We start from the raw sequence: 22702 nt of genomic DNA, 5'->3' as shown, positions 1-22702 counted from the left end.
TCCTAACGCTTACGCTTCTTGGCCAACTGTTTCGTCTTCAATACCTAGTTCTTTCTTGATCCAATCGTAGCCTTCTGCTTCTAATCTTTGTGCAAGCTCTGGTCCACCTGATTTTACAATGCGGCCTTGCATCATAACGTGAACATGGTCAGGAGTAATGTAGTTTAAAAGACGTTGATAGTGAGTGATAATTAAGCATCCAAAGTCTTCTCCACGCATTTCGTTGATTCCTTTAGAAACTACTTTTAACGCATCAATATCAAGTCCAGAGTCGATTTCATCCAGAATAGCAATTTTCGGCTCAATCATCATTAACTGAAGGATTTCGTTACGTTTTTTCTCTCCACCAGAGAAACCTTCATTTAAATAGCGTTGTGCCATATCTTGATCCATTTCTAAGAAGTCCATTTTTTCATCCATTTTACGGATAAATTTCATTAATGAAATTTCATTTCCTTCTTCTAAACGGCTGTTAATAGCTGAACGTAAGAAGTCTGCGTTTGTAACCCCACTAATTTCACTTGGGTACTGCATAGCTAAGAATAGACCAGCACGAGCACGCTCATCTACTTCCATCTCAAGTACATCTTCACCGTCTAAATAGACGCTTCCGCTTGTCACTTCGTATTTAGGGTGACCCATAATAGCTGAAGATAAGGTTGATTTACCGGTACCATTAGGTCCCATGATTGCGTGGATTTCTCCACCTTTAATCTCAAGGTTAACACCTTTTAATATTTCTTTATCTTCAATTTTTACATGAAGATCTTTAATTGATAATGTAGATCCTGCCATAATTATACCTCCATAATTAAAAGAAAGTTTGTATCTTGTTGGCAAATAGCCAAAAACAATTCTCACTTTATTCTCATTACAATCTTATAACAAATGAAAAATGATAGCAACTCTTATACAGTGATAACCTATCTTTATGTATTTTTAATTACTCTAATGAAACCGCATGAATTCTAAGTATTTTGAATTCATTGAGCAAAAATGGTTTAAAGTGGCTAAAACATGTCCTATATATTTTTTCCTTCATTTTTCTTTATATGTATTCATATGTAATTGAGAATGACCATACCATTTTCCCATTGTTTGAAGAAAAGTGCAAGCGACTCGCCCAGCCTTGACAAGCAAATGTTCTTCGGCGGGAAAAGTCCGCTTTTTGACTTTTTTTGTAAAAGGTTATTTGACCTTGAGGGGCTAGTCGCTGGAACTAGACAAAGAAAAGTGCAAGGTGCATGCTTAGTACTCATATTACCACCATTCAATATTTTAAATTGAATCTTGCCCTTGAGGAGTGTTCTAACTCACACTTGCAAAAAAATGCGATGATAGTAAGAACCTTTTTTGTGAATTCTAACTTTAAGAAATACGGTAACTTAGGATATCAAGTTGGGTTTGTTAGTAGTTGGCACCCAGACTATAGAAGCGTGTCATTTCTATTTCTCTTCGGAAGTCATACCAACTTCTGACTATGGATGAATGTATATTTACAATCCTGTCAGAAGTCAGGCATTCTTCTGACTATAGGGGCCTGGATTTTATACTATCCTGTCAGAAGTTAGAGCAACTTCTGACAATGGAAGCCCTGGATTTTTACTTCCTGTCAGAAGTTAGAGCATCTTCTGACTATGGAAGCTCTGGACCTTTACTTCCTGTCAGAAGTTAGAGCATCTTCTGACTCTAGAGACCTGGATTTCTTCTCTCCTGTCAGAAGTCACACCATCTTCTGAATCTAGATGCCTGGATCTTTACTCTCCTGTCAGAAGTCACACCATCTTCTGACTCTAGATACCTGGATTTTCACTCTCCTGTCAGAAGGCATACCATCTTCTGACTATAGAGACCTGGATTTTCACTCTCCTGTCAGAAGTCATACCATCTCCTGACTCTAGTTGCCTGGATTTCTTCTCTCCTGTCAGAAATCACACCATCTTCTGACTCTAGTTGCCTGGATTTCTACTCTCCTGTCAGAAGTCACACCTTCTTCTGACTATAGATGCCTAGATTTCTACTCCCCTGTCAGAAGTCACACCATCTTCTGACTCTAGATGCCTGGATTTCTACTCTCCTGTCAGAAGTCAGGTCTTCTTCTGACTCCAGAAGCCTTAATTTTATTTTCCTGTCAGAGGCCAGTCCTCCTTCAAAAGAACACTCTATACATAAAAGAAACCAGTGCCATCTGACACCGGTTCTACTTTTGCTATTATGAATGAACTCTTCGATCAAGATCTGCAATCATTCGTTGACTTTTTATATAGTTTCTTTGGCGTTTTTCTTCAATTTTCATTCTTACCTCATGTTTAAGACTATACAAGGCATAACCAACCCCATGAGCACTGTGCATTGCTTTTTCCATTTCACTCGTATAATTCAGTTGCAATTGACTGATAACGAATCCTTCCTTTCGGTTATAATCGCTTTTAGCGACTTTTTTTAACACATCCCTATGTTAACATCTACAAAAAAAGTGCTCAAAGTCGAAAAAGGAGAGGAATAGACTATTTACTTGAGTGAAGCGCCGTACGGTAAGTTCAAGTCTTTTTTTCTTACTATTCAGCCAATTTGCTCTTAATACGTAGGAAGTACTCTTTTTTCGTGACAAAAAACCATAAAAAAATTTATCTTTATTGCTTAAGTTGATTAAGATCTTGAACGGCTTCTTGGACCAACGTAACTGCCTGGCTCATAGCAGCTCCTCCACCAAATGCTGCGGTAACACCTACAGCCTCGAGAATTTCTTCTTCAGATGCACCTTGGTCTAGGCATCCTTTTACATGATAAATAATACAGTACTCATCTTGAGCAAAAATGCTAATACCTAAGGCAATCAGGTGTTTTTCTTTTTGGGATAGAGAGCCTTCCTTAAAGCATGCCTCTGTAAAAGCATTATAATGGCGAGCAATTTCAGGCATTCTTTGTGTAAACGTCCCTAATCCTGCTTTATATTCATGAAGTGCCTCTTCTGTTGAATTCCTTGGTTCAAATTGATGTTCCATAGTGATCATCTCCAGTCTAAGTAATGTATTTACTTTCCCCTAAGAAATTACTCATATATGTATAACAGCTCATTGGTAATCTATAGGGTTTCAAAATCACCATATTGGGTGAAGTATCAACGTTAGTATGTTAATTTATAGAAAAAACTATTCTCATCAAAAACATGAAAAAGGGCGCTGAATATCAGCGCCCTACACATTTATTACTGTACAGAAAGAACTGCACCTTGGTATTTTTCTTGGATGAAGTTTTGAATTTCTTCAGATTTTAAAACCTCAACTAGAGTTTTAATCTCTTCACGATTTTCGTCTTCACTGCGAACAACGATTAGGTTAGCTGGAACAACATCATTGCCTTCAAAAGCAATTCCATCTTCCTTAATATTAATTCCACCCTCTAAAGCATAGTTCGTGTTGATCGCTACAGCATCGCCTTCGCCACTTTCAAAAGAAGATGCTAATAATCTTGCCTCAATTAGAGTTGAGAAATCTAAGTTCTTAGGATTTTCAACAATATCCTCAACTCTTGCATTAGCACCAACGCCTTCTTTAAGCTTAATCACACCTGCTTTTTCGAAGATAGGTAAAATACGACCGTGGTCACTAAAAGAATCACTCATGATAATTTTTGCACCATCTGGAAGATCAGCAAGACTGTCAAAATCTTTAGAGTAGATACCAATTGGCTCTTGGTGAATTTCACCTACACTTACAAAATCAAAATCTTTATTCTCCTCCATTTGTAGAGCAAGGTAGCCAGGAGTTTGGAAGTAGTTTGCATCAATTTCTTTATCTCTTAAAGCGATATTTGGTAAAACATAATCTGTAAATACTTCTACCTCTAAATCAATCCCTTTATCTTTAAGCAATGTTGCTGCTTCTTCAAGAACTTCAGCATGCGGGACAGCAGATGCGCCTACAACTAGTTTGACATTTCCTTCTTCACCGTTTGCTGAATCATCGTTAGCAGCACCGCCACAAGCAGATAGTACCAATGTAAGTAGTGCAATTATAAATACTGTTAGCTTCTTTTTCATTTGTGAAAATTCCTCCTGTTATCGTTTGTCTGTTTTTTTTGTAAAATAATCTCCAACAAGTTGGATGATAAAAACTAAGATTAAAATGGATACTGTTGCAACTAAAGTTACGAATGAATTATTGCGTTGGAAGCCCTCAAGGTAAGCAAAGTGACCTAATCCCCCTGCACCAATTACTCCAGCCATCGCGGTAAAACTAACCAGTGAAATAGCGGTAACGGTAATTCCTGATATTAACGCAGGCAATGACTCAGGAATTAAAACTTTAAAAATAATTTGACTGTGCTTTGCGCCCATAGATTGAGAAGCTTCAATGACACCTTTATCAATCTCTCTTAAAGCAATTTCAACCATACGAGCGTAAAATGGAGCTGCTCCGATAATTAAAGCAGGTAATGCAGCATTTGCTCCAAGCATCGATCCTACTAGATACTTTGTAAAAGGAATTAGTAAAACAATTAAAATGATGAATGGAATTGACCTAAATATATTCACAATCGCTGCGATGACGATGTTAATCGGTTTGTTTTCCCAAATGTTACCTTTATCAGTTAGAAAGAGTAATAATCCTAGCAGTAAGCCTAAAATAAAGGTGGCAATTACAGAAATTGATGTCATATAAATGGTTTCTTGTGTAGCTACGATTAATTTTTCCCATTTAATTCTTTCCATGAAATCAACCATTTGTCATCACCTCCACTCCAACTTGCTGGGAATGGATAAAATCAATTGCTTTTGAAACTTCGCTCTCTTCTCCGTCTAAGTGAATAAATAAAGTTCCATATGACCCATCTTGCGTTTGAGATATTTTCCCTTGCAAGATATTAACCGTCACATCGTAATGACGTATTAAGTTAGTAATGAGAGGCTGTTCTGCTGCTTCTCCTACAAACCCAAGTTGTACGACCTTACCATGCGGATATTGTTCTAATAGATGCCCCACTGTTTCTTTCGTTTCTTCTGGCTCTGTTACTTGCTGTACAAAGCGTTTTGTTATTTCTTGCTGAGGGTTCTTAAATACTTCTAGGACAGGCCCTAATTCAACAATCCTTGCATTTTCCATTACGGCTACTCTGTGACAAATTTTTCTGATGACATGCATTTCATGTGTGATAAGGACAATCGTTAATCCTAATTGTTTGTTAATATCAACAAGTAACTCCAATATAGAGTCAGTAGTCTGTGGATCTAATGCTGAGGTTGCTTCATCACAAAGTAACACCTTTGGGTTATTGGCAATCGCTCTTGCAATCCCTACCCTTTGCTTTTGACCACCACTTAATTGGGATGGATAGGCATCCTCACGTCCCTCTAGTCCTACGAGTTTAATAAGCTCATCGACTCTTTTTAATCTTTGAGTTTTATTAACCCCAGCAATCTCCAATGGGAAGGCGATATTTTCTCTAACGGTTCTAGACCAAAGTAAATTAAAGTGCTGAAAAATCATGCTAATTTCTTGTCTAGCTTTTCTTAGTTCACTGCCTCTAATTTTAGAAACCATCCGATTGGCAACTGTTACTGAACCTTCAGTAGGAATTTCTAGTCCGTTCAACATTCTAATTAGTGTACTTTTACCAGCTCCACTATAGCCAATTACTCCGAAGATCTCTCCTTCGGTTATTTCTAAATTCACTTCATCAACAGCAGTTACTTTCCCCTTTTTGGAAGGATAAATCTTCTTAACATCTTTAATTGAAATCATCTATTGTCACCCCTTTTACCCGATTTTTCGGATAAAACTACTCAGATATATAAACAAGACTTATTTATTAGCTTTAACTCCCTTAGGCATGTTATTCCCTTTTTTTATACTAAGAGTAACCATTTGGGTGTTTGTAAAAATAATAAAAGCCTTTCTGCAAATAAGCAGAAAGGCACAATATTTATCGTCCTTTCTCTCATCTGCCAAAGCATATGCTTTGTGTGAATTGGCACCATTTCAATCAACGTATGATTGACGGTTGCCGGGCTTCATAGGGCACTTCCCTCCACCTCTCTTGATAAGAGCAAAAAAGTCTTTATTAAGTTAATAGGTTAATTGAATAAGTAGTTTTATTCACGAGTGCTATCGTATCACGGATAAAATAGGGTGTCAACGATAATTATTAGAAAAATTTAAATAGAAAAAACTGGTTAAACGTTTGTGGTTAATGACACAGAACCGGTAGCGGCCTCAATGGCTTGCTCAAGATCTTCAATTAAATCTTCTACGTTTTCAATACCGACGGATAGACGAATTAAGTCTTCAGGCACTCCAGCCTTCTTTAGACCCTCACTGTCTAATTGCTGATGAGTTGTACTTGCCGGATGGATGATTAAACTTTTTGCATCCCCGACATTTGCAACATGAGCCCATAGCTTTAAGTTGTTAATTAAAGCTGCCCCTGCTTCTCTTCCACCTGCAATCCCAAATACAACAACAGCTCCTGCACCCTTAGGGAAATATTTTTCCGCAAGCTCTTTGTCTGGGTGTTTTTCATGTCCAGGGTATAAAATCCAGTTCACAGCAGGATGTCCTTCTAAATATTCGATAACTTTTTTAGTATTCGCTATATGTTCTTTCATTCTTACATGCAATGTCTCTAGCCCCAATGTAAATTGGAACGCATTTTGTGGACTTAAGGAAGGACCTAGGTCTCTCAATAACTGAACTCGCGCTTTAATGATGTATGCAACAGGCCCAAGGGCTTCACTATATACTAAATTGTTATAACTTGGATCTGGCGTAGTAAAGCCAGGGAATTTAGGTGAATTCCAATCGAATTTCCCACCGTCTACAATCACCCCACCAAGTGTCGTACCATTTCCTAGCAACCATTTTGTAGCTGAATGGATGACAATATCTGCCCCGTGCTCAATTGGTCGACAAAGATAAGGTGTTGCAAATGTATTGTCAATAATCAGAGGCACTCCTGCCTCGTGCGCTATTTCTGCTACTTTTTCTATATCTAGTACACGTAAACTAGGGTTTCCAATCGTCTCAGCAAAAACTGCTTTTGTTTTTTCCGTGATTGCTTCCTTAAAGTTTTCCGGGTCGGTTGAATCGACAAATTTAACCTTAATTCCGTACTTTGGAAGGGTGATTGCGAAAAGGTTATAGGTACCTCCATATAGATTAGATGCTGTAACAATCTCATCACCTGCCTCTGCTATGTTTAAAATAGCCAGTGTGATAGCAGCCATTCCACTTGATACTGCAAGTGCACCAACCCCACCTTCTAGAAGGGCAACCCTTTCTTCAAATACAGTTACTGTAGGATTATGAATTCGAGTGTATATGTAACCAGGTTCTTTTAGTCCAAAAAGGTTCGCAGCATGTTCGGTACTTTGAAATTGATAGGCATTATTTTGATAGATTGGGACTGCTCTCGCACCTGTTGTAGGGTCAGGACTTAGTCCACCATGCACACCTAATGTTTCTAAACGATAACTTTTCTTTTGTTCACTCATTTTCTCGTCTCTCCTTTTCAATTTATAAATGGTTTTACTATTCTAAAAAGAAGAGTTGAAAAAACCCCTCTTCATAAGAAGAGGGGTGTATACTCATCTCTTCTTATCTTCCAGAGCAAAGTTGCTCCGCTGGAATTAGCACCGTGTATCTTAACCGGTTGCCGGGCTTCGTAGGGCCAGTCCCTCCGCCTCTCTTGATAAGAACTATTAAGTTGATGTTTACCATGAGCCTAAATCTTGTATTGATAATATCATGGGCTTTTTAAAATAGTCAATATATTTTTTGAAATTTCTGATACATTAATTAGCATAGGAAATCTTTTCATACGGTTTTGATAATAAAAAGAGAGTTTCTAAATAAAGCGTTGTTCTGAAGTTAGTATTTACATGTAGGTTACCTAGATCAATGGCCTCACGAAGACGAATTTCCCCCATTAGCAAAGCACTTATATGCTTGTCTTCTCCAGTTATAGAGACAGCAGATTCATGGTCGATATGGTCTCTACATTCAATTACTCCGTCCTGAATACTTAAATAAAAAACTTCCTTATCGGTGTTTATTGCCAATTGAATTGATACCCCTTCAAAAAATCTAGCTAAATGTCCCCTATTATTTGCTTCTTGTACAAATGCTAAGAAGTGATCCTTCACAGACGTCCCCCCTGCTCAATTGTGACATTGGTGTGACAACTAAACGTTTATCGCTTCAGTTTGCAAATATCTACTTGATTCCTACAAAAATATCCTTTATATCTGCAAAAAAATAAAAAAACGTGCAAATATCTCTATGTGCCTATATGAAACGGTTATGATGTCAAGTAAGTAGCTATATAATATATTCCCTTTTTCCTTACTCAATCCTCTATCTTTTGTTCGACAAAATCATAGGAACAGTCAGAAAAAAAGACAATGCTTGGCATTGTCTTTCATTTCCCGAGAAATATGTCATTTATTTGGATGTTAACTCGCTTGTACAGTTGAAGTTGTCGGTTTAGGTCGGTTGATACTTTTAAATACGATAAAGAAGTAGATAGAACCCACCAAATATAGAGTGGCCGTTATCGTAAAGACATACGCATACCCCCAATATGAACCGTACATGAGTACAATTCCTGTCGAAACTGGCCCCATCAGAGCCCACCCTAAATTGAATACCATTTGGTTTACCGAATTGGCTAAACCTTTCATAGAATCACCAACTTTAGACATCATGAGCGACATCTGAATCGGATTTCCCGCATTCATTAGTGCTTGTCGGAATAAGAAGCCGATTGCTGCCAACCATATGCTTTCGGTATAGGCTGTTAATAACAAGAACGGCAAAGAAAGAAGTTGAAGGATTACAACAGCTTTTACCTCTCCAAATCGGCGCACCATCATAGGTCCAATAATCATGGCAAATGCTGTTGCTGCCTGACCAAGAGAAATAATGAATCCAATCAAAGAATTAGAAGCAGCAAATCGATCTGCAAAGTACAAGTTTAGGTAAGGGATAACCAACCCCGCACCAAAGCCAATAATTAACTGTGCAATAGCAAAAAAAGCGATTATTTTTAAACTATCACGATGGGTGTTAACTTTAGTTCTAAAAGGCACTTTAAGAGCCTTTTCACTTTTCTTTATTGCTTTCTTTTCATCAAAACGAAGTATAGGAAATATTCCTGCTAGAAAAATAATACTACCAATCATTAAAGTAAGTCGAATACTTACTAGTTCTGAAAAAAAGATGGAGAAAAAGTCAGTCATGAAGCCACCACTAAGGCTACCGATTACATTAGCGCCAGTCATAATGGCAAAATGAATACTAAACAAATGTACCCTTTGCTCGGGCTTTGAATTTTCAGCTAACCATGGAATCTTAGAAACTTGTAAAAAGGCGGTTGCAAGTCCAGTAGCAAAAGCAAATGTAACTAATAACCCTTGAACCTCGACCACACTTCTAAAGAGTAAAATAAAGCCTGCGACTAGACCACCAAATAGCATGGCGTTTTTTCTACCAATTCTGTCACTTAGTAAACCAGCAGGTATAAGGATGATAGCCGTTGCTAGTGCCGTCATGGATATAATTTGTCCATTAACCTGCTCCGAGTACCCTAATTCGCGTATATAAAAATTGTAAATAACCATAAAAATCCCTAAGCCTATTTGAGCAAGGACTGTTGCGTACATGGATAGCATAATATTTCGATTGTAACTTTTAATTTGAGCTGCCCATTCCCTATATATTGCCATTATGTAAACTCCTTAATATTTCGCATTTACAAATATTTCGTCACCCTAAATAATCATAATCTTATTTTAAAATAAAGTAAATATATAATTTTTTGACAACTTTAATTTCCCAAAAAAAATCAGACCCCTTTTTGAAAAGGTCTGATTAGGAAATACTTCTTATAGTCTCATATAAGTAGGGAACTGAATGAAAGGCGTAGATTTTTTGTTCAATATTTGAACCTCTAAAAATTAGAAGACACGGAACACTCTCAACAGACCACTTCTCGGCTAAGTCTGGAATATAATTTAGATCTATTTTTCTAAAAGTCATGTGTGGAGTAAGTTCTTGTACAATGGTTAACATTCTCCCCGCTACTTGACATGTGCCACACATGGGAGTGTATAAATATAAAACATTTATTCCTTCTTCCCCTAGCATTTCTTCTATATCTTTTTTGGAGCAGTCCTGCATGGTATCATCCTCGATCTAAAAACTGGGTATAAACGTCGATATTTGCACTTAAAAGTACTGTTGCCAGATGATTCTCTGGGGCCGTTGCAACCTCACGATACATTTTATCAATATATAAGTGTTCTGCTTCTGGAAACTCCCTGATAAACTGCTTTCGTAATTTTTCACCTGAATCGTCAGCATCCACTAATATATATACTTCTTTTCCATACAAAGTTTCGATTAACTCATCTAATTTAGTAATGCTAATCGTACCATTTGTACATATGATCTCAACATCTTCTTTAACAATCATAGCTACTTTCTTTTTATCAGATTTACCTTCTACAATAATTACTTTATCTACATTTGGTTCATTGAATTGATTCATTTTAATCACCCTATGAACGAGTTGTCTTTACTTACTTTATTCAATATTCGATTTAGTGGTGTTTAATTCCTTTAATATAGTTAATAAAATGGTTTTAAAGGAAGCTATTTGTATTTCACAAATTCAGGATTATTGATTAAAAAATAAACAGCGGTTTTAAGACCGCTGTCAACTAACACCAACCGCCTTCATCACAATCCGTATATCTTGGTTCTGGATCTGTGGGAGCAGTGACGTGCTGGTAGATCTTCTCTTGATTCCCTTCAAAATGATGATCCAACTCTATCTGACAACCAGTTGGGATGGTCATTTTACCGATTCGCTCATTCTCTAAGAATAATTCAATTTCCCCGTTTTTTAATTTACCCACTACTCGATCTGTAACATCTATCTTTTGTTGCTTTAAGCTCATGTTGGCACAGTCCTTTCATATACAGAATAAGAAGGTCTGTTTATAGCTTACCCAATAATGTTCAAAAAAACGAAAAAAAGCGCCCATATTGGACGCTGTTCTTTAATATTAGTCTTCTTTAATCATTTCTTCGTATTGTTCTGAAGTCATTAAGTTTTCCACTTCAGTCATATCGGAAACTTCAACTACAATCATCCATGCTTTTTCATATGGAGATTCATTAACAAATTCAGGGCTATCATTTAAATCTTCATTTATAGCAACTACTTTCCCACTAACTGGGGCATAAAGCTCAGAGACTGTTTTAACAGATTCAACGCTTCCAAATGGCTCGTTAGCTGTTATCTCATCGCCAACTTCAGGAAGCTCAACGAAAACGATATCTCCTAGTTCTGACTGTGCAAAGTCAGTAATCCCGATACGTACAGCTTCTCCTTCAACTTTTACCCACTCATGTTCTTTAGAATAACGTAAATCTTTTGGTGTGCTCATCGTAATCCCTCCATAAATTCATCAATATCTATGATCTTTTAATTGATCTCTAACAGTTTTTTGTAACTCATTTCCATGTGTTTGCATAATCTTCTTCTTTGAAACCAACTGTCACTTTATCTCCATCTGTTGCAATAGGACGTTTAATGAGCATCCCATCAGAAGATAGCAAATTTAGCAATTCATCTTCAGGAGCAGAACTAACTTTATCCTTTAACCCAAGTTCTCTGTATTTTTGGCCACTTGTATTGAAGAACTTTTTCAATTCTAACCCACTATTTTTATATAGTTGCTCAAGTTCATTCCGAGTAGGAGGATTTTCAACAATATGTACTTCTTGATACTCTACATTATGTTCGTCAAGCCATTTTTTCGCTTTTCGACATGTACCACATTTAGGGTACCAATAAAACGTTAATGCCATTATTCCACCATCCCAATTGTTATCTTATCCAAGTTTGCATAATATTTGCAATGCCTAATTGAATATTAACATAACAAATTTGAAAAACATAACATGAGTTATGATTTTTACTACCAAAATGAACATAGTTCATTATCTAATTCGACATTTTTGGCGCATTTCCTCTTTTAAAAGTTGTTCATTTTTAATAATGAGTAAAGCCCCCCTCAATAAATTGAAGGGAGCATATTTACTTTTACTATTATAGAACGTATTTTTCTGCTGCGATAATTCTGTCAGCAGCTTCACGTTTCTTCGCGATTACGTTGATTGGAGTGTGACGAGTAAATTTACGTAATGCAGACATCATCATACGTAAAGTGTCACCTTGTTCAACTGCAACTAAAGTTTCTTTAGCATGCGCTTCGATTTCGTTGAACGCTTCTTGACAGAAGATTTGAGTATAAAGAAGCTTTTGACTGCTCTTCTCTAAACCGTCTTTTGCAATTGCTTTTTCTGTACGTAATACAACAGATTCCATTGCATAAGCGTTTGATACGATATCAGCGATATTTGCAAATAACTCTTGCTCTTTTTCAATTGCTTTACCGTATTTTTGAACTGCTAAACCAGCTGCAAGTAAACCGATTTTCTTAGCGTTTTTAACTAGGTATTTTTCTTGTGCTAACGGCTCATCACCTGGCTCTTCAGGCATAAGCATCATTAGCTCTTCTTGAAGTGCTTGAGCTTTTTGGAATAATGGAAGTTCACCTTTGAATGCTTTACGTAGGTAAGTTCCAAGTACTAATAGACGGTTGATTTCGTTTGTACCTTCGAAGATACGGTTAATACGAGAATCACGGTATGCTCTTTCGATTGGATACTCTTGCATGAAGCCGTAACCACCGTGGATTTGAACACCTTCGTCGGTTACATAGTCTAATACTTCACTTGCAAAGAATTTATTTAATGAACACTCAATTGCATATTCTGCGATTGAATTTGCCACTAATTTAATGTCTTTTGCTTCTTCAAGAGAAAGTTGACCCATATTGTCTTCGTATAGACCAACAGTACGGTATACAGAAGTTTCAGCTGCATAGATCTTTGAAGCCATTGTTCCGAACTTTTCTTTTGTTAAGTTAAATTGAGAAATAGGTGTCTTGAATTGTTGACGACCGTTTGCATATTTAACTGTCATTTCGAATGCATTTTTAGATCCACCAACTGCTCCAATACCTAGCTTGTAACGCCCAATGTTTAGGATGTTAAACGCAATTACGTGACCTTTACCAAATTCACCTAGTAAGTTTTCCTTTGGAACCGCAACATCTTCAAGAATTAATGTACGAGTTGATGAGCTCTTAATACCCATTTTCTTTTCTTCTGCACCTGTAGAAACTCCTGCTAAGTCTCTATCAACGATGAATGCTGTGAAGTGCTCGCCATCTACTTTTGCGTAAACTACGAAAACATCAGCAAAACCAGCGTTTGTAATCCATTGTTTTTCACCGTTTAATACATAGTGAGTTCCTTCTGCATTTAATTTTGCAGTCGTTCTCGCACCTAGTGCATCTGAACCTGAACCTGGCTCAGTTAACGCGTAAGCAGCGATTTTTTCACCTGAAGCTAGAGCAGGTAAGTATTTTTTCTTTTGCTCTTCGTTACCGAATAAAACGATTGGTAGGGATCCAATTCCTACGTGTGCACCATGAGATAGTGAGAAACCACCTGAACCAGCCATTTTTTCTGTAATTAATGAAGAGCTGATTTTGTCTAATCCTAAACCTTCGTACTCCTCAGGAACGTCAGCACCTAGTAGACCAAGCTCTCCAGCTTCTTTTAAAAGCTTAACCGTACGATCGAACTCATGGTTTTCTAAGTGTTCAATTTGTGGACGAACTTCGTTTTCAACGAAATCTTCTGTTGTTTTAGCAATCATTTTATGCTCATCAGAAAAGTCCTCTGGAGTGAACATTTGATCAAAAGTTATATCTTCAATTAAAAAGCTTCCGCCTTTAATAAATTTCTTCGTTTCGTTTGCCATCTTTTAAATCCTCCATTCTATTTGTAGGGAAGCTTAGAATGCTTCCCACTTTTTTATAATTTAATGTCAATTTTATAGTAATTCGAATACTCCAGCAGCACCCATGCCGCCACCGATACACATCGTTACTACACCGAATTGTTGGTTACGACGCTTCATTTCGTGGATAAGAGATAATGTTAACTTAGCACCTGTACATCCAAGTGGATGACCTAGAGCGATAGCTCCACCGTTCACATTGACTTTCTCTTCATCTAAGCCTAGTTCACGAATAACTTGGATAGATTGAGAAGCAAATGCTTCGTTTAATTCAAATAAACCGATATCAGATAGTTCTAAACCTGCTAGTTTAAGAGCTTTAGGAATCGCTACTACAGGGCCAATTCCCATAATTTCTGGTGGCACTCCACCTACAGCAAATGATCTGAACTTCGCCATTGGCTTAAGTCCTTGAGCATCAGCTTTTTCACGGTCCATAACCATTACTGCTGCTGCCCCGTCACTTGTTTGTGAAGAATTACCTGCTGTTACTGATCCTGCAATATTGAAAGCAGGTCGTAATTTCGCTAATGTTTCAATCGTAGATTCAGCACGGACTCCCTCATCTTGACTAAATTTAATGACTCTTTCTACTAACTTGTTATCTTTACCTACAGAGCGAAGTTTTACATCAACAGGTACAATCTCGTCAACGAATTTACCTTCTTGAATCGCTCTTGCAGCTCTTTGATGACTGCGTACCGCAAATGCATCTTGATCTTCACGAGAAATGCCAAATTTCTTAGCAACCGCTTCTGCTGTATGACCCATTCCCATGTAATATTCTGGTGCCGTTTCAGCAAGCTTCGCGTTTGGACGAACAACGTGGCCCATCATCGGTACCATACTCATGGACTCTGCTCCACCAGCAATGATGGTATCAGCATGACCAATCATAATCTTTTCCGCTGCATAAGCAATCGTTTGTAGTCCAGAAGAACAATAGCGGTTAATGGTTACTGCTGGTACAGTATCTGGAAGTCCAGCTAATGCACCAATATTTCTAGCCATGTTTAACCCTTGCTCAGCTTCAGGCATCGCACAGCCAATGATTAGATCATCGATATTACCTTCATAATTTCCAGCACGTTTTAACGTTTCTTTTACAACTAGTGCCCCTAAATCATCCGGTCTTACGTTTGCTAAAGTACCCTTTTTAGATTTACCAACAGGGGTACGGGCTCCTGCTACTATTACCGCTTCTCTCATCTCATTCCCTCTCTTTCCGTATATCTAGAAAAGGGGAGGAGCTCAAGCTAGAATTCTTACTTGGCTTCTCTCCGTTCGTCGTTTATGTTATTTCAGCTAGGTAATTGGTTAAGTTATGACCTATCTATCATTCTACAAATCTATTAGTTACGTAATGGTTTTCCTTTTACAAGCATATGTTGCATACGTTGTTGTGATTTTGGTTCTGCTACTAAGCTTAGGAATGCTTCTCTTTCTAGGTCTAATAGATATTGCTCATCTACTTCCGTTCCATAAGGTACGTTTCCACCAGCGATGACATAAGCTAGCTTCTTAGCAATCTTTAGATCGTGCTCAGAGATATATCCTGAATACATCATTGCTTGAGCACCTAATAGTAATGTCGCATATCCTGGCTCACCAACAACTGGTACTTTTTTACGAACTGGAGGTGTATAACCTTTTTCAGCAAGAGCTAATACTGCTTGCTTTGCATCATATAATAGGTGATCGCCATTGATACTAATTCCATCTACTTTATTTAAGAAGTTATTATCACGAGCTTCTTCTCCTGATGTTGATACCTTTGCCGTTGCAATTGATTCAAATACTTTGTTAGCTACTTTTTGTAGGTCAAATTCTACTCCGTTCGGAAGGTTTTCAAGATGCTTAATGTAAAGCTCTTTATTTCCTCCACCGCCAGGGATTAAACCTACACCAACTTCTACTAAGCCCATGTATGTTTCAGATGAAGCTTGAATGTGAGCTGCAGGTAAACATACCTCTGCTCCTCCACCAAGTGTCATACCGAATGGAGCTGCAACAACTGGTTTTGAACTGTACTTGATTTTCATCATTGCTTGATGGAAGTGTTTCACTACCATATCTAGTTCAAAAATATTATCATCTTGAGCTTCCATTAAAATCATTCCAAGGTTTGCACCTACGCAGAAGTTTTTACCTTGGTTACCGATGACAAGACCTTTAAAATTCTTCTCTACTTCATCAATCGCAAAGTTAATCATTTGGATGATATCTAAGCCGATTGCATTGCTTTGAGAATGGAATTCTAGTAAAGCTACTCCATCACCAAGGTCAACTAGGCTTGCACCACCATTTTTCTTAATAACACCTTTTTTCTTCTTAAGTGTCTTAAGGTTTATCACTTTTGGATTTTCTTCAATTAATTTATATTCACCATTATGATAGAAATATTGATCACCATCTTCTTCTTTATAGAATGATGTATGACCATTTGCTAGCATTTCTTTAACCCAAGCTGGTACCGTTAGGCCATCCGCTTCCATCTTAGCAACTGATTTTTCTACTCCAATTGAATCCCAAGACTCAAATGGTCCTCTTTCCCAACCGAATCCCCATTTCATCGCACGGTCAATTGCAACGATATCATCTGCGATTGTTCCTAGAAGTTCAGCAGAGTAAGCAAGGGCAGGACTTGTAATGTTCCATAATAATTGTCCAGCACGATCATCTGCATAAACAAGCGCTTTCATTTTATTAGCGCCTTTTTCTTGCTTCGCCATTTCTGTAGAAGCTGTTTTAAGTTTCTTACGTGGTTCATATTCTAAAGTAGTTGGGTTAAGTTCTAAGATTTCTTTTCCTTGTTTTAAGAAGAAACCTTGACCTGACTTGCTTCCTAACCAGCCTTTGTTAAGCATCTCTTGAAGGACCGATGGAATTTCAAATACTTCTTTTTCTGCACCTTCTACTTGGTCATATACATTTTTTGCCACGTGAGCAAATGTATCTAAACCTACTACATCAAGAGTTCTGAATGTTGCACTCTTAGGTCTACCGATTAATGGACCAGTAACAGAATCAACTTCTCCTACGCTGTATCCACCTTTAAGCATTTCACGAACAGTAACTAGTAAACCATAAGTACCAATTCTATTAGCAATGAAGTTTGGTGTATCTTTTGCTTCTACTACACCTTTACCAAGTACATCCTCACCATATTGCTTCATGAAAGCCAATACTTCAGGAGAAGTGTGTTTTGTAGGAATAACTTCTAATAATTTTAAGTAGCGAGGTGGGTTGAAGAAGTGAGTTCCAAGGAAATGCTTTTGGAAATCCTCTGATCTTCCTTCTGCCATCGCTTCTACTGAAATACCAGAAGTGTTCGAGCTTACAATACTTCCAGGTTTACGGAATTGGTCAACCTTTGCAAAAACTTGTTGCTTAACAGCTAAGTTTTCAACAACTACTTCTATAATCCAGTCAACATCTTTTAAGCGCTCCATATCATCTTCAAAGTTTCCTGCTTCGATTAACGCAAGATTCTTTTTAGATGTTAGAGGTGCTGGCTTTTGCTTTAAAAGCTTTTGTAAGTTTGTCGCGCTTATACGATTACGAACTTGCTTATCTTCAAGGGTTAATCCTTTTTGCGATTCTGCTTCAGTTAATTCACGAGGTACGATATCAAGCAACAGTGTAGGTATTCCAATGTTTGCTAAGTGAGCTGCAATTCCAGATCCCATTACGCCAGATCCAAGGACAGCTGCTTTTTTAATTTGTTGGTTCAACTTGGTCTCCCCCTTTAACATTTGAATGAATACTCATTCATTTTTCACACAAAAATTTTTTGCTCTTACGAATGAGCTATTACTATAACTATAAAATATTTAGATATTTTACGCAATAATTAGATGCGGAAATTTAAATAATTTTTTGAAATTTACATTTTCTTTAATTTAAATTGTATTAGCCTTAATAAGATAATGTTTATAAGATAATAAAGTCTTTTGTTGAGGATTGTCGGAATTTAGTTAATCAAACGTTTGATTGAAAATAAGGCATAGGTTGGTCCATAGCTGTGTTGCTATTCATTATTCTAAAAAAATTGTCGATGAGATGATTTCTTGGATTTTTATATACTAATACCTTATGAACAAACCTCCTAGGGACAATTTTCTTTAAAATTAGCCTAATAATACATAGATTGGGCATCCTAAACGAGATGCTAAATAGGTGGAGGTGAAACCAAATGGCAAGACTAAAAAAAGATCCCTCTAAAGCAGGTGTGAGTGCAGCCAGTGTTAAAGGAGATGCTGGGCCTGGTGGAGAGAGAGCTCATAAAAATAAGAAGAATAGTCAGAATAACCAATTCAAAAGATAGGTTATAACAATATTAAGGGAGTATTGGGCTGTCTCCATATAAGCACCTCCTAGAAGACGGGGGTGCTTCGATTAAAATGCGGGTATTTCCGCGGTTAACTAAGATATTTCCGCGCTCAATCTATTTTTCCCGCGGTTATCCCCATTATATCCGCGATAATCCCATTTTTTCCGCGAATCTAACATGCATTTCCGCGTTTCAATAAAAAATCTACTAAAATAAACAGGCCACCCTTTTTAAGAGTAGCCTGATAAAATCATTATTATTTTTTAACCATTCCTTTTAACACAAACGCAACATTCGCTGGGCGTTCTGCTAAACGACGCATGAAATACCCATACCAGTCAGTCCCATAAGGAACGTAAACTCTCATTTTATATCCTTCTTTAACCAACTCTAGTTGTCTTTCTGTGCGGATTCCATATAACATTTGGAATTCAAATTGGTCATTCGGTATATTATGCTCTTTTACAAGCTGCTTTGTATATTCAATCATAGCATCATCGTGCGTGGCAACAGCGGTATAGTTTCCATTTAAAAGATGCATCTTGATAATCTTCTTAAAGTTTTCATCTACATCTTTCTTTTCAGGGAATGCCACCTCTGGAGATTCCTTATAAGCTCCTTTTACAAGTCGGAGATTCGGATTGTATTCATTTAAATCCGTCATATCCTGTTCTGTACGATAGAGATATGCTTGGATAACGGTACCAATGTTGTCATACTCGGATTTTAGCTGTTTAAAGATATCAATCGTTTTTTGACAACGCGAATAATCTTCCATATCAATTGTAACAAAAACATTATTTTTCACAGCTGCGTCAAGAATTCTACGCATATTCCCTAAAACAACGTCATCAGAAATATCCAACCCCATTGAAGTCATCTTTAAAGAAAGCTGAGATTTTAACTTTTCTCTGCCTATTGCCTCAATCGCCAATATCGAGTTGTCAGCCATTTCCTTGGCTTCTCTCTCGTTATCGATGAATTCTCCTAGGTAATCAATGGTTACAACTAAATTCTTACTATTTAAGTCCTTGATCACATTTACAGCCTGCTGAATTGTTTCCCCAGCAACAAATCGAGCCGCCCCAAAGCGCAAACCGTACTTTTTCGCTAATTTTGTCAGATATTTATTTTTTGATAAGAAGAGAAAGAAATCTCTCATTAGTTGTTCCATGCTGACTCCCCCTTATGAAAACGCATACATCATATATATTTCAGTACTTTTTATAGCGTGAATTCAAACAAAATTATTTTATCATCTTTCTATTCATTTGGATATATATTTGTGAGAATATACTCGATTTTTGTCGGTAATGAATCGTATAAAGTAATTTACCCAGAGGAAGGATATATTCGTACTGTCATTTTTCTATAAACATACGGTTCAAAATACACTTATAGTTTTAAATTTCCTTAACTATTGGAGGGATATTATGCAACAACAACAAAATATGAATAACCAATTTCAACAAGCTCAGCAAGGGATTATGCCTCAACCTCCTGCTGTCGTTTCATCAAAAGACTCTCTATACTTATCAGACATGCTTTCATGGAATTTACTAGCTATGAAAAAAGCCCATTTTTTTGCACAACAATGCCAAGATCAACAATTAAAAATGGAATTTGAAAAATGTGGTCAAATGCACCAACGTCACTATGAGCAGATTCTTTCTCACCTAAACACACAAAACCAAACATTCATGCAACAGTAAGGAGGGAAATAGAATGAATCAAAATCAGCAGAAAATACAAAATCCTGAATCACCCATTGCTAAAACACCCCAAATGAACGATCGGGATTTTACGAATGACATATTAGCAACAGAAAAATATATGACCGATTCCTATTGTACGTATTTAAATGAAGCAAGCCACCAAGCACTCTATCAGGATATCTTGACTATTTTTAACGAGACACAAAACGCTCAAAGAGATTTTTATAATCTAATGTTTCAAAAAGGATGGTACTCTATTGAGCCTGCTGAACAACAAAAATTGCAACAAACATATCAGCAATTTCAGGGGTACTCTTCGCAATTCCCTTACAATAATGGGAATAAACCTATTCAGTAGATAGCCAAAAAAACAAAAAGCCGTTTTGACGTATTTACAATCAAAACGGCTTTTTTTATTCTTTTTTACTAGCTAACCGGTGCTTTTCGTTAAGTTCCTTAATTTCCATTATTAACCTTTTCATTTCCTCTTTTGCATCGGGATATTCCTCGTTCCAATGTTTTGCTAAAGGTGGCATAGACTTGCTTATATGGGTATATAGTGACCAAATCTTCACCTTTTCCACTAGTTCAGGGTCTGTCTCGCCGATGAGCAGTTCTGAATATTTAGTAAGCAAACCTTCAAATTGAGATAGAAATTTATCCTCCAATGGTCACACCTCCTCTTTTCGGTATGTTGCACGTTTGAGGACAAATTTTACATTTGTCTGAACTTCCCTCTAACATATACGAAAAACAGCAGGATGTTCTCACTCGGACTTCCTCTTGAAGATGCTCAACATAACTTTTCTGATGGAAGTGCCTTTTTAAAGGATTGTTATGATATTTTCCAAACAAACATCCAGGAGCTTCATTCATTATATAGTGAAAATCTTCAGAAGCCCTATTCTTCAGTTCGTCATCGTCAACTTGAGTAAATACACTTTCATACAGCCAAAAGATATAGATGGCTATATTTTCCCACATGATTAGCTTGGATTGTTTTGTATGCAAAGATAATGCGCTAAGCACTATGGATAAATGGTTTGAGAAGAGGTTTTGTAAGCATCGGTCTCTCCATTCGTTCCTTTCACCCATCATAGCCTCTACTTCCGCCTTTTTAAAATAGAAGGACGGAAGCCAGTGTTCATCGTCTTCTTTTGTCTGAAGGGATATACGATCAATCGATATATCTAAGCTTTTATTCCACTTGGTCATGCTATATAAATAAATAACTGCTAAAAAGGCATACCTCTTTACAAAAATAGAAGCTGTCACTTTTAAGTTTGGAGACCCTATTACTTTTGACAGTTCTTCCATATAGTTCAGTAAACTTTGCTCATCTTTCAAAAGCTCTACCAACTCAATTGTGCTGTCGGTTGGTTTACTCTTATTTGAGAACCTGTAGTTACTTAACTGTTCAGTTTCCTCATTAGTAAGTAGAATCTTAGGCATTAGCCAGACCTGCCTGTTTAATAATACATCTTCCTTTTCCATAAGGGATACATAATGGCGTTCCAAAAAGTGGATCCATAGTTACTTCACAATCCATTCCGAAAACGTTTTTAACAAGGCTACAGTTAATTACATATTCCGGTTTACCTTGTGCAAATACTTTTTTATCTTTAACTGCAACAATATTATGAGCATAGCGGCAAGCTAGATTAAGATCATGGAGAACCATTACAATTGTTCTTTTTTCCGTTTCGTTCAGTTCAAATAGAAGATCTAATATCTCGATTTGATGCGTCATATCGAGATATGTAGTCGGCTCATCTAAAAGAACAATATCGGTATCTTGGGCTAATGTCATAGCGATCCAAGCTCTTTGTCGCTGTCCGCCTGACAAAGAATCTACTGGGCGGTCCTTTAACGCTTCAATACCGGTAGCTTTTAAAGCATTATTTACTTTCTCTTCGTCTTCTTCCGACCACTGCTTAAGCCATGTTTGATAAGGATAACGCCCTTGTTTGACAAGTTGTAAAACCGTTAATCCTTCTGGAGCTACAGGCGATTGAGGCAGGATTGCCATCTGTTTTGCCACTTCTTTCGTAGGCATTTTAGCAATCGCTTTACCTTCTAGTAAAACGGCTCCTGACTTCGGTTTCAGCAATCGAGCAATAGAACGAAGAAGTGTCGATTTACCACACCCATTCCCTCCAATAAAAACAGTGATTTCTCCCTTTGGTATTTGCAGATCTAGTTGATCAATTATGAGAGAATCCCCGTAAGCAAGACTTAAATTTTGCGCTTCGATCATGTTTGACCGCCCCTTTTTCAATATTTAACCAATACCCCTATTTATCGTTCGATTCTTCTTTGCACTGTTAATTGTTAGACATTGATTTTGTTACAGGCACCTGCTTCCTTGGTGAGACCAGTAACTAGCATCAATGCTTCTCTTATGTTAAGGATTAAAATCATTTTTTGTATAAAAAGCCTATAATTCAGGATAAATAATTTCATATTTATACTTATAGTTACTAAGGCATATGCTAGTTTCATGACCATTAAAAGGTAGTTGACTAAGAAGAGGTCATAAAAAATAAACTAAACCAATCATGATTTAGCATTTTATTTTAGTCTATAAAATGAATGAACTACTGTCAATGAGTTTGAAAATCATTTTCATTAGTATTTGCTACCGTTCACAATTTAGTCATTGAATATGAAAATCAATATCAATTAGTGTTGACAAAAAGAGCAAATAAACTTA

Annotated in this window: 24 protein-coding genes and 2 riboswitches; of the genes, 3 read left to right on the top strand and 21 right to left on the bottom strand. The window is 37.0% G+C overall.

All coding sequences use genetic code 11. The features are described 5' to 3' along the window. Positions 1 to 9: 9 nt before the first annotated feature. The 17 genes from sufC to ACFYKX_RS17040 all read right to left on the bottom strand — a co-directional run bounded on the left by sufC (position 10) and on the right by ACFYKX_RS17040 (position 17696). On the bottom strand, positions 10 to 795 hold the full coding sequence (gene sufC, locus ACFYKX_RS17120; protein ID WP_389362290.1) for a Fe-S cluster assembly ATPase SufC: 786 nt from the start codon (positions 793 to 795) through the stop codon (positions 10 to 12). A gap of 1417 nt (positions 796 to 2212) precedes the next feature. Further along, positions 2213 to 2449: a hypothetical protein gene (locus ACFYKX_RS17115; RefSeq protein ID WP_389362289.1), complete on the bottom strand. Its 237-nt coding sequence runs from the start codon at positions 2447 to 2449 to the stop codon at positions 2213 to 2215. Between the two features lie 184 nt (positions 2450 to 2633). Then, a complete protein-coding gene (locus tag ACFYKX_RS17110) occupies positions 2634 to 3005 on the bottom strand; it encodes a carboxymuconolactone decarboxylase family protein (protein ID WP_389362288.1) in 372 nt (123 codons plus the stop codon). A gap of 203 nt (positions 3006 to 3208) precedes the next feature. Continuing rightward, positions 3209 to 4042: a MetQ/NlpA family ABC transporter substrate-binding protein gene (locus ACFYKX_RS17105; RefSeq protein ID WP_389362287.1), complete on the bottom strand. Its 834-nt coding sequence runs from the start codon at positions 4040 to 4042 to the stop codon at positions 3209 to 3211. A gap of 18 nt (positions 4043 to 4060) precedes the next feature. Then, on the bottom strand, positions 4061 to 4726 hold the full coding sequence (locus tag ACFYKX_RS17100; protein WP_389362286.1) for a methionine ABC transporter permease: 666 nt from the start codon (positions 4724 to 4726) through the stop codon (positions 4061 to 4063). Next, positions 4719 to 5744 carry a methionine ABC transporter ATP-binding protein gene (locus ACFYKX_RS17095; protein ID WP_389362285.1) on the bottom strand — a complete coding sequence of 342 codons (1026 nt, stop codon included), beginning with the start codon at positions 5742 to 5744 and terminating at the stop codon, positions 4719 to 4721. Before ACFYKX_RS17095 ends, ACFYKX_RS17100 begins: the two co-directional genes overlap by 8 nt. Positions 5745 to 5937: 193 nt before the next feature. After that, positions 5938 to 6049, bottom strand: a riboswitch (SAM riboswitch). 126 nt (positions 6050 to 6175) lie between these two features. After that, on the bottom strand, positions 6176 to 7492 hold the full coding sequence (locus ACFYKX_RS17090) for an O-acetylhomoserine aminocarboxypropyltransferase/cysteine synthase family protein (protein WP_389362284.1): 1317 nt from the start codon (positions 7490 to 7492) through the stop codon (positions 6176 to 6178). Between the two features lie 100 nt (positions 7493 to 7592). Next, positions 7593 to 7696, bottom strand: a riboswitch (SAM riboswitch). 96 nt (positions 7697 to 7792) lie between these two features. Next, positions 7793 to 8143: an SCP2 sterol-binding domain-containing protein gene (locus tag ACFYKX_RS17085; RefSeq protein ID WP_389362283.1), complete on the bottom strand. Its 351-nt coding sequence runs from the start codon at positions 8141 to 8143 to the stop codon at positions 7793 to 7795. A 309-nt stretch (positions 8144 to 8452) separates the two neighbouring features. Further along, complete coding sequence (locus ACFYKX_RS17080; RefSeq protein ID WP_389362282.1) at positions 8453 to 9724, bottom strand: MFS transporter; 1272 nt, start codon at positions 9722 to 9724, stop codon at positions 8453 to 8455. Positions 9725 to 9869: 145 nt separating this feature from the next. Next, a complete protein-coding gene (locus tag ACFYKX_RS17075) occupies positions 9870 to 10178 on the bottom strand; it encodes a thioredoxin family protein (protein ID WP_389362281.1) in 309 nt (102 codons plus the stop codon). Between the two features lie 4 nt (positions 10179 to 10182). Next, positions 10183 to 10548: a toprim domain-containing protein gene (locus tag ACFYKX_RS17070; protein ID WP_389362280.1), complete on the bottom strand. Its 366-nt coding sequence runs from the start codon at positions 10546 to 10548 to the stop codon at positions 10183 to 10185. A 172-nt stretch (positions 10549 to 10720) separates the two neighbouring features. Then, positions 10721 to 10960 carry a YusG family protein gene (locus tag ACFYKX_RS17065; RefSeq protein ID WP_389362279.1) on the bottom strand — a complete coding sequence of 80 codons (240 nt, stop codon included), beginning with the start codon at positions 10958 to 10960 and terminating at the stop codon, positions 10721 to 10723. A gap of 108 nt (positions 10961 to 11068) precedes the next feature. Beyond that, positions 11069 to 11452: a glycine cleavage system protein GcvH gene (gene gcvH / locus ACFYKX_RS17060; protein ID WP_389362278.1), complete on the bottom strand. Its 384-nt coding sequence runs from the start codon at positions 11450 to 11452 to the stop codon at positions 11069 to 11071. Positions 11453 to 11519: 67 nt separating this feature from the next. Then, complete coding sequence (locus ACFYKX_RS17055) at positions 11520 to 11876, bottom strand: arsenate reductase family protein (protein WP_389362277.1); 357 nt, start codon at positions 11874 to 11876, stop codon at positions 11520 to 11522. A 241-nt stretch (positions 11877 to 12117) separates the two neighbouring features. Continuing rightward, positions 12118 to 13902, bottom strand: coding sequence for an acyl-CoA dehydrogenase family protein (locus ACFYKX_RS17050; protein ID WP_389362276.1), 1785 nt, complete (start codon positions 13900 to 13902; stop codon positions 12118 to 12120). A gap of 72 nt (positions 13903 to 13974) precedes the next feature. Further along, positions 13975 to 15150: an acetyl-CoA C-acetyltransferase gene (locus tag ACFYKX_RS17045; RefSeq protein WP_389362275.1), complete on the bottom strand. Its 1176-nt coding sequence runs from the start codon at positions 15148 to 15150 to the stop codon at positions 13975 to 13977. 143 nt (positions 15151 to 15293) lie between these two features. Then, positions 15294 to 17696 carry a 3-hydroxyacyl-CoA dehydrogenase/enoyl-CoA hydratase family protein gene (locus tag ACFYKX_RS17040; protein WP_389362274.1) on the bottom strand — a complete coding sequence of 801 codons (2403 nt, stop codon included), beginning with the start codon at positions 17694 to 17696 and terminating at the stop codon, positions 15294 to 15296. A gap of 440 nt (positions 17697 to 18136) precedes the next feature. Here ACFYKX_RS17040 and ACFYKX_RS17035 point away from each other — a divergent pair, with 440 nt between their 5' ends. Further along, positions 18137 to 18268 carry a YuzL family protein gene (locus ACFYKX_RS17035; RefSeq protein WP_389362273.1) on the top strand — a complete coding sequence of 44 codons (132 nt, stop codon included), beginning with the start codon at positions 18137 to 18139 and terminating at the stop codon, positions 18266 to 18268. A gap of 262 nt (positions 18269 to 18530) precedes the next feature. Here the strand turns inward: ACFYKX_RS17035 and ACFYKX_RS17030 are convergent, their stop codons facing one another. Then, the gene (locus tag ACFYKX_RS17030; protein WP_389362272.1) at positions 18531 to 19448 is read right to left on the bottom strand and encodes a proline dehydrogenase family protein; all 918 of its coding nucleotides are present in this window, start codon (positions 19446 to 19448) and stop codon (positions 18531 to 18533) included. 259 nt (positions 19449 to 19707) lie between these two features. Here ACFYKX_RS17030 and ACFYKX_RS17025 point away from each other — a divergent pair, with 259 nt between their 5' ends. Both ACFYKX_RS17025 and ACFYKX_RS17020 read left to right on the top strand, forming a co-directional pair. Then, the gene (locus ACFYKX_RS17025) at positions 19708 to 19986 is read left to right on the top strand and encodes a hypothetical protein (protein ID WP_389362271.1); all 279 of its coding nucleotides are present in this window, start codon (positions 19708 to 19710) and stop codon (positions 19984 to 19986) included. Positions 19987 to 19999: 13 nt separating this feature from the next. Further along, positions 20000 to 20347, top strand: coding sequence for a spore coat protein (locus tag ACFYKX_RS17020; RefSeq protein WP_389362270.1), 348 nt, complete (start codon positions 20000 to 20002; stop codon positions 20345 to 20347). A 55-nt stretch (positions 20348 to 20402) separates the two neighbouring features. On the opposite strand, the gene ACFYKX_RS17015 is transcribed toward ACFYKX_RS17020, so the two are convergent. The 3 genes from ACFYKX_RS17015 to ACFYKX_RS17005 are packed head-to-tail and all read right to left on the bottom strand — an operon-like array spanning position 20403 to position 22246. Continuing rightward, the gene (locus ACFYKX_RS17015; RefSeq protein WP_389362269.1) at positions 20403 to 20657 is read right to left on the bottom strand and encodes a YusU family protein; all 255 of its coding nucleotides are present in this window, start codon (positions 20655 to 20657) and stop codon (positions 20403 to 20405) included. Then, positions 20647 to 21441: an IucA/IucC family C-terminal-domain containing protein gene (locus tag ACFYKX_RS17010; protein WP_389362268.1), complete on the bottom strand. Its 795-nt coding sequence runs from the start codon at positions 21439 to 21441 to the stop codon at positions 20647 to 20649. Before ACFYKX_RS17010 ends, ACFYKX_RS17015 begins: the two co-directional genes overlap by 11 nt. Continuing rightward, positions 21434 to 22246 (bottom strand): ABC transporter ATP-binding protein, encoded by an 813-nt coding sequence (locus tag ACFYKX_RS17005; RefSeq protein ID WP_389362267.1) that lies wholly within the window; start codon positions 22244 to 22246, stop codon positions 21434 to 21436. Before ACFYKX_RS17005 ends, ACFYKX_RS17010 begins: the two co-directional genes overlap by 8 nt. Positions 22247 to 22702: the final 456 nt, after the last annotated feature.

It is taken from the genome of Cytobacillus spartinae (genome assembly GCF_042865285.1).
In the GTDB taxonomy this organism is placed as follows: Bacteria; Bacillota; Bacilli; order Bacillales; family Cytobacillaceae; genus Robertmurraya_A; species Robertmurraya_A spartinae.
Note: the sequence above shows the minus strand (reverse complement) of the source record. Positions and strands in the feature narration are given on the sequence as shown.

Excerpts from the sequence above, each read along its gene's own strand:
- ACFYKX_RS17035 (WP_389362273.1), top strand. The coding sequence starts at position 18,137 with ATGGCAAGACTAAAAAAAGATCCCTCTAAAGCAGGTGTGAGTGCAGCC.
- ACFYKX_RS17105 (WP_389362287.1), bottom strand. The coding sequence starts at position 4,042 with ATGAAAAAGAAGCTAACAGTATTTATAATTGCACTACTTACATTGGTA.
- ACFYKX_RS17100 (WP_389362286.1), bottom strand. The coding sequence starts at position 4,726 with ATGGTTGATTTCATGGAAAGAATTAAATGGGAAAAATTAATCGTAGCT.
- ACFYKX_RS17080 (WP_389362282.1), bottom strand. The coding sequence starts at position 9,724 with ATGGCAATATATAGGGAATGGGCAGCTCAAATTAAAAGTTACAATCGA.
- ACFYKX_RS17095 (WP_389362285.1), bottom strand. The coding sequence starts at position 5,744 with ATGATTTCAATTAAAGATGTTAAGAAGATTTATCCTTCCAAAAAGGGG.
- ACFYKX_RS17005 (WP_389362267.1), bottom strand. The coding sequence starts at position 22,246 with ATGATCGAAGCGCAAAATTTAAGTCTTGCTTACGGGGATTCTCTCATA.
- ACFYKX_RS17075 (WP_389362281.1), bottom strand. The coding sequence starts at position 10,178 with ATGCAGGACTGCTCCAAAAAAGATATAGAAGAAATGCTAGGGGAAGAA.
- ACFYKX_RS17010 (WP_389362268.1), bottom strand. The coding sequence starts at position 21,441 with ATGCCTAAGATTCTACTTACTAATGAGGAAACTGAACAGTTAAGTAAC.
- ACFYKX_RS17020 (WP_389362270.1), top strand. The coding sequence starts at position 20,000 with ATGAATCAAAATCAGCAGAAAATACAAAATCCTGAATCACCCATTGCT.
- ACFYKX_RS17050 (WP_389362276.1), bottom strand. The coding sequence starts at position 13,902 with ATGGCAAACGAAACGAAGAAATTTATTAAAGGCGGAAGCTTTTTAATT.
- ACFYKX_RS17070 (WP_389362280.1), bottom strand. The coding sequence starts at position 10,548 with ATGAATCAATTCAATGAACCAAATGTAGATAAAGTAATTATTGTAGAA.
- sufC (WP_389362290.1), bottom strand. The coding sequence starts at position 795 with ATGGCAGGATCTACATTATCAATTAAAGATCTTCATGTAAAAATTGAA.
- ACFYKX_RS17065 (WP_389362279.1), bottom strand. The coding sequence starts at position 10,960 with ATGAGCTTAAAGCAACAAAAGATAGATGTTACAGATCGAGTAGTGGGT.
- ACFYKX_RS17040 (WP_389362274.1), bottom strand. The coding sequence starts at position 17,696 with ATGTTAAAGGGGGAGACCAAGTTGAACCAACAAATTAAAAAAGCAGCT.
- ACFYKX_RS17025 (WP_389362271.1), top strand. The coding sequence starts at position 19,708 with ATGCAACAACAACAAAATATGAATAACCAATTTCAACAAGCTCAGCAA.
- ACFYKX_RS17055 (WP_389362277.1), bottom strand. The coding sequence starts at position 11,876 with ATGGCATTAACGTTTTATTGGTACCCTAAATGTGGTACATGTCGAAAA.
- gcvH (WP_389362278.1), bottom strand. The coding sequence starts at position 11,452 with ATGAGCACACCAAAAGATTTACGTTATTCTAAAGAACATGAGTGGGTA.
- ACFYKX_RS17090 (WP_389362284.1), bottom strand. The coding sequence starts at position 7,492 with ATGAGTGAACAAAAGAAAAGTTATCGTTTAGAAACATTAGGTGTGCAT.
- ACFYKX_RS17110 (WP_389362288.1), bottom strand. The coding sequence starts at position 3,005 with ATGGAACATCAATTTGAACCAAGGAATTCAACAGAAGAGGCACTTCAT.
- ACFYKX_RS17030 (WP_389362272.1), bottom strand. The coding sequence starts at position 19,448 with ATGGAACAACTAATGAGAGATTTCTTTCTCTTCTTATCAAAAAATAAA.
- ACFYKX_RS17045 (WP_389362275.1), bottom strand. The coding sequence starts at position 15,150 with ATGAGAGAAGCGGTAATAGTAGCAGGAGCCCGTACCCCTGTTGGTAAA.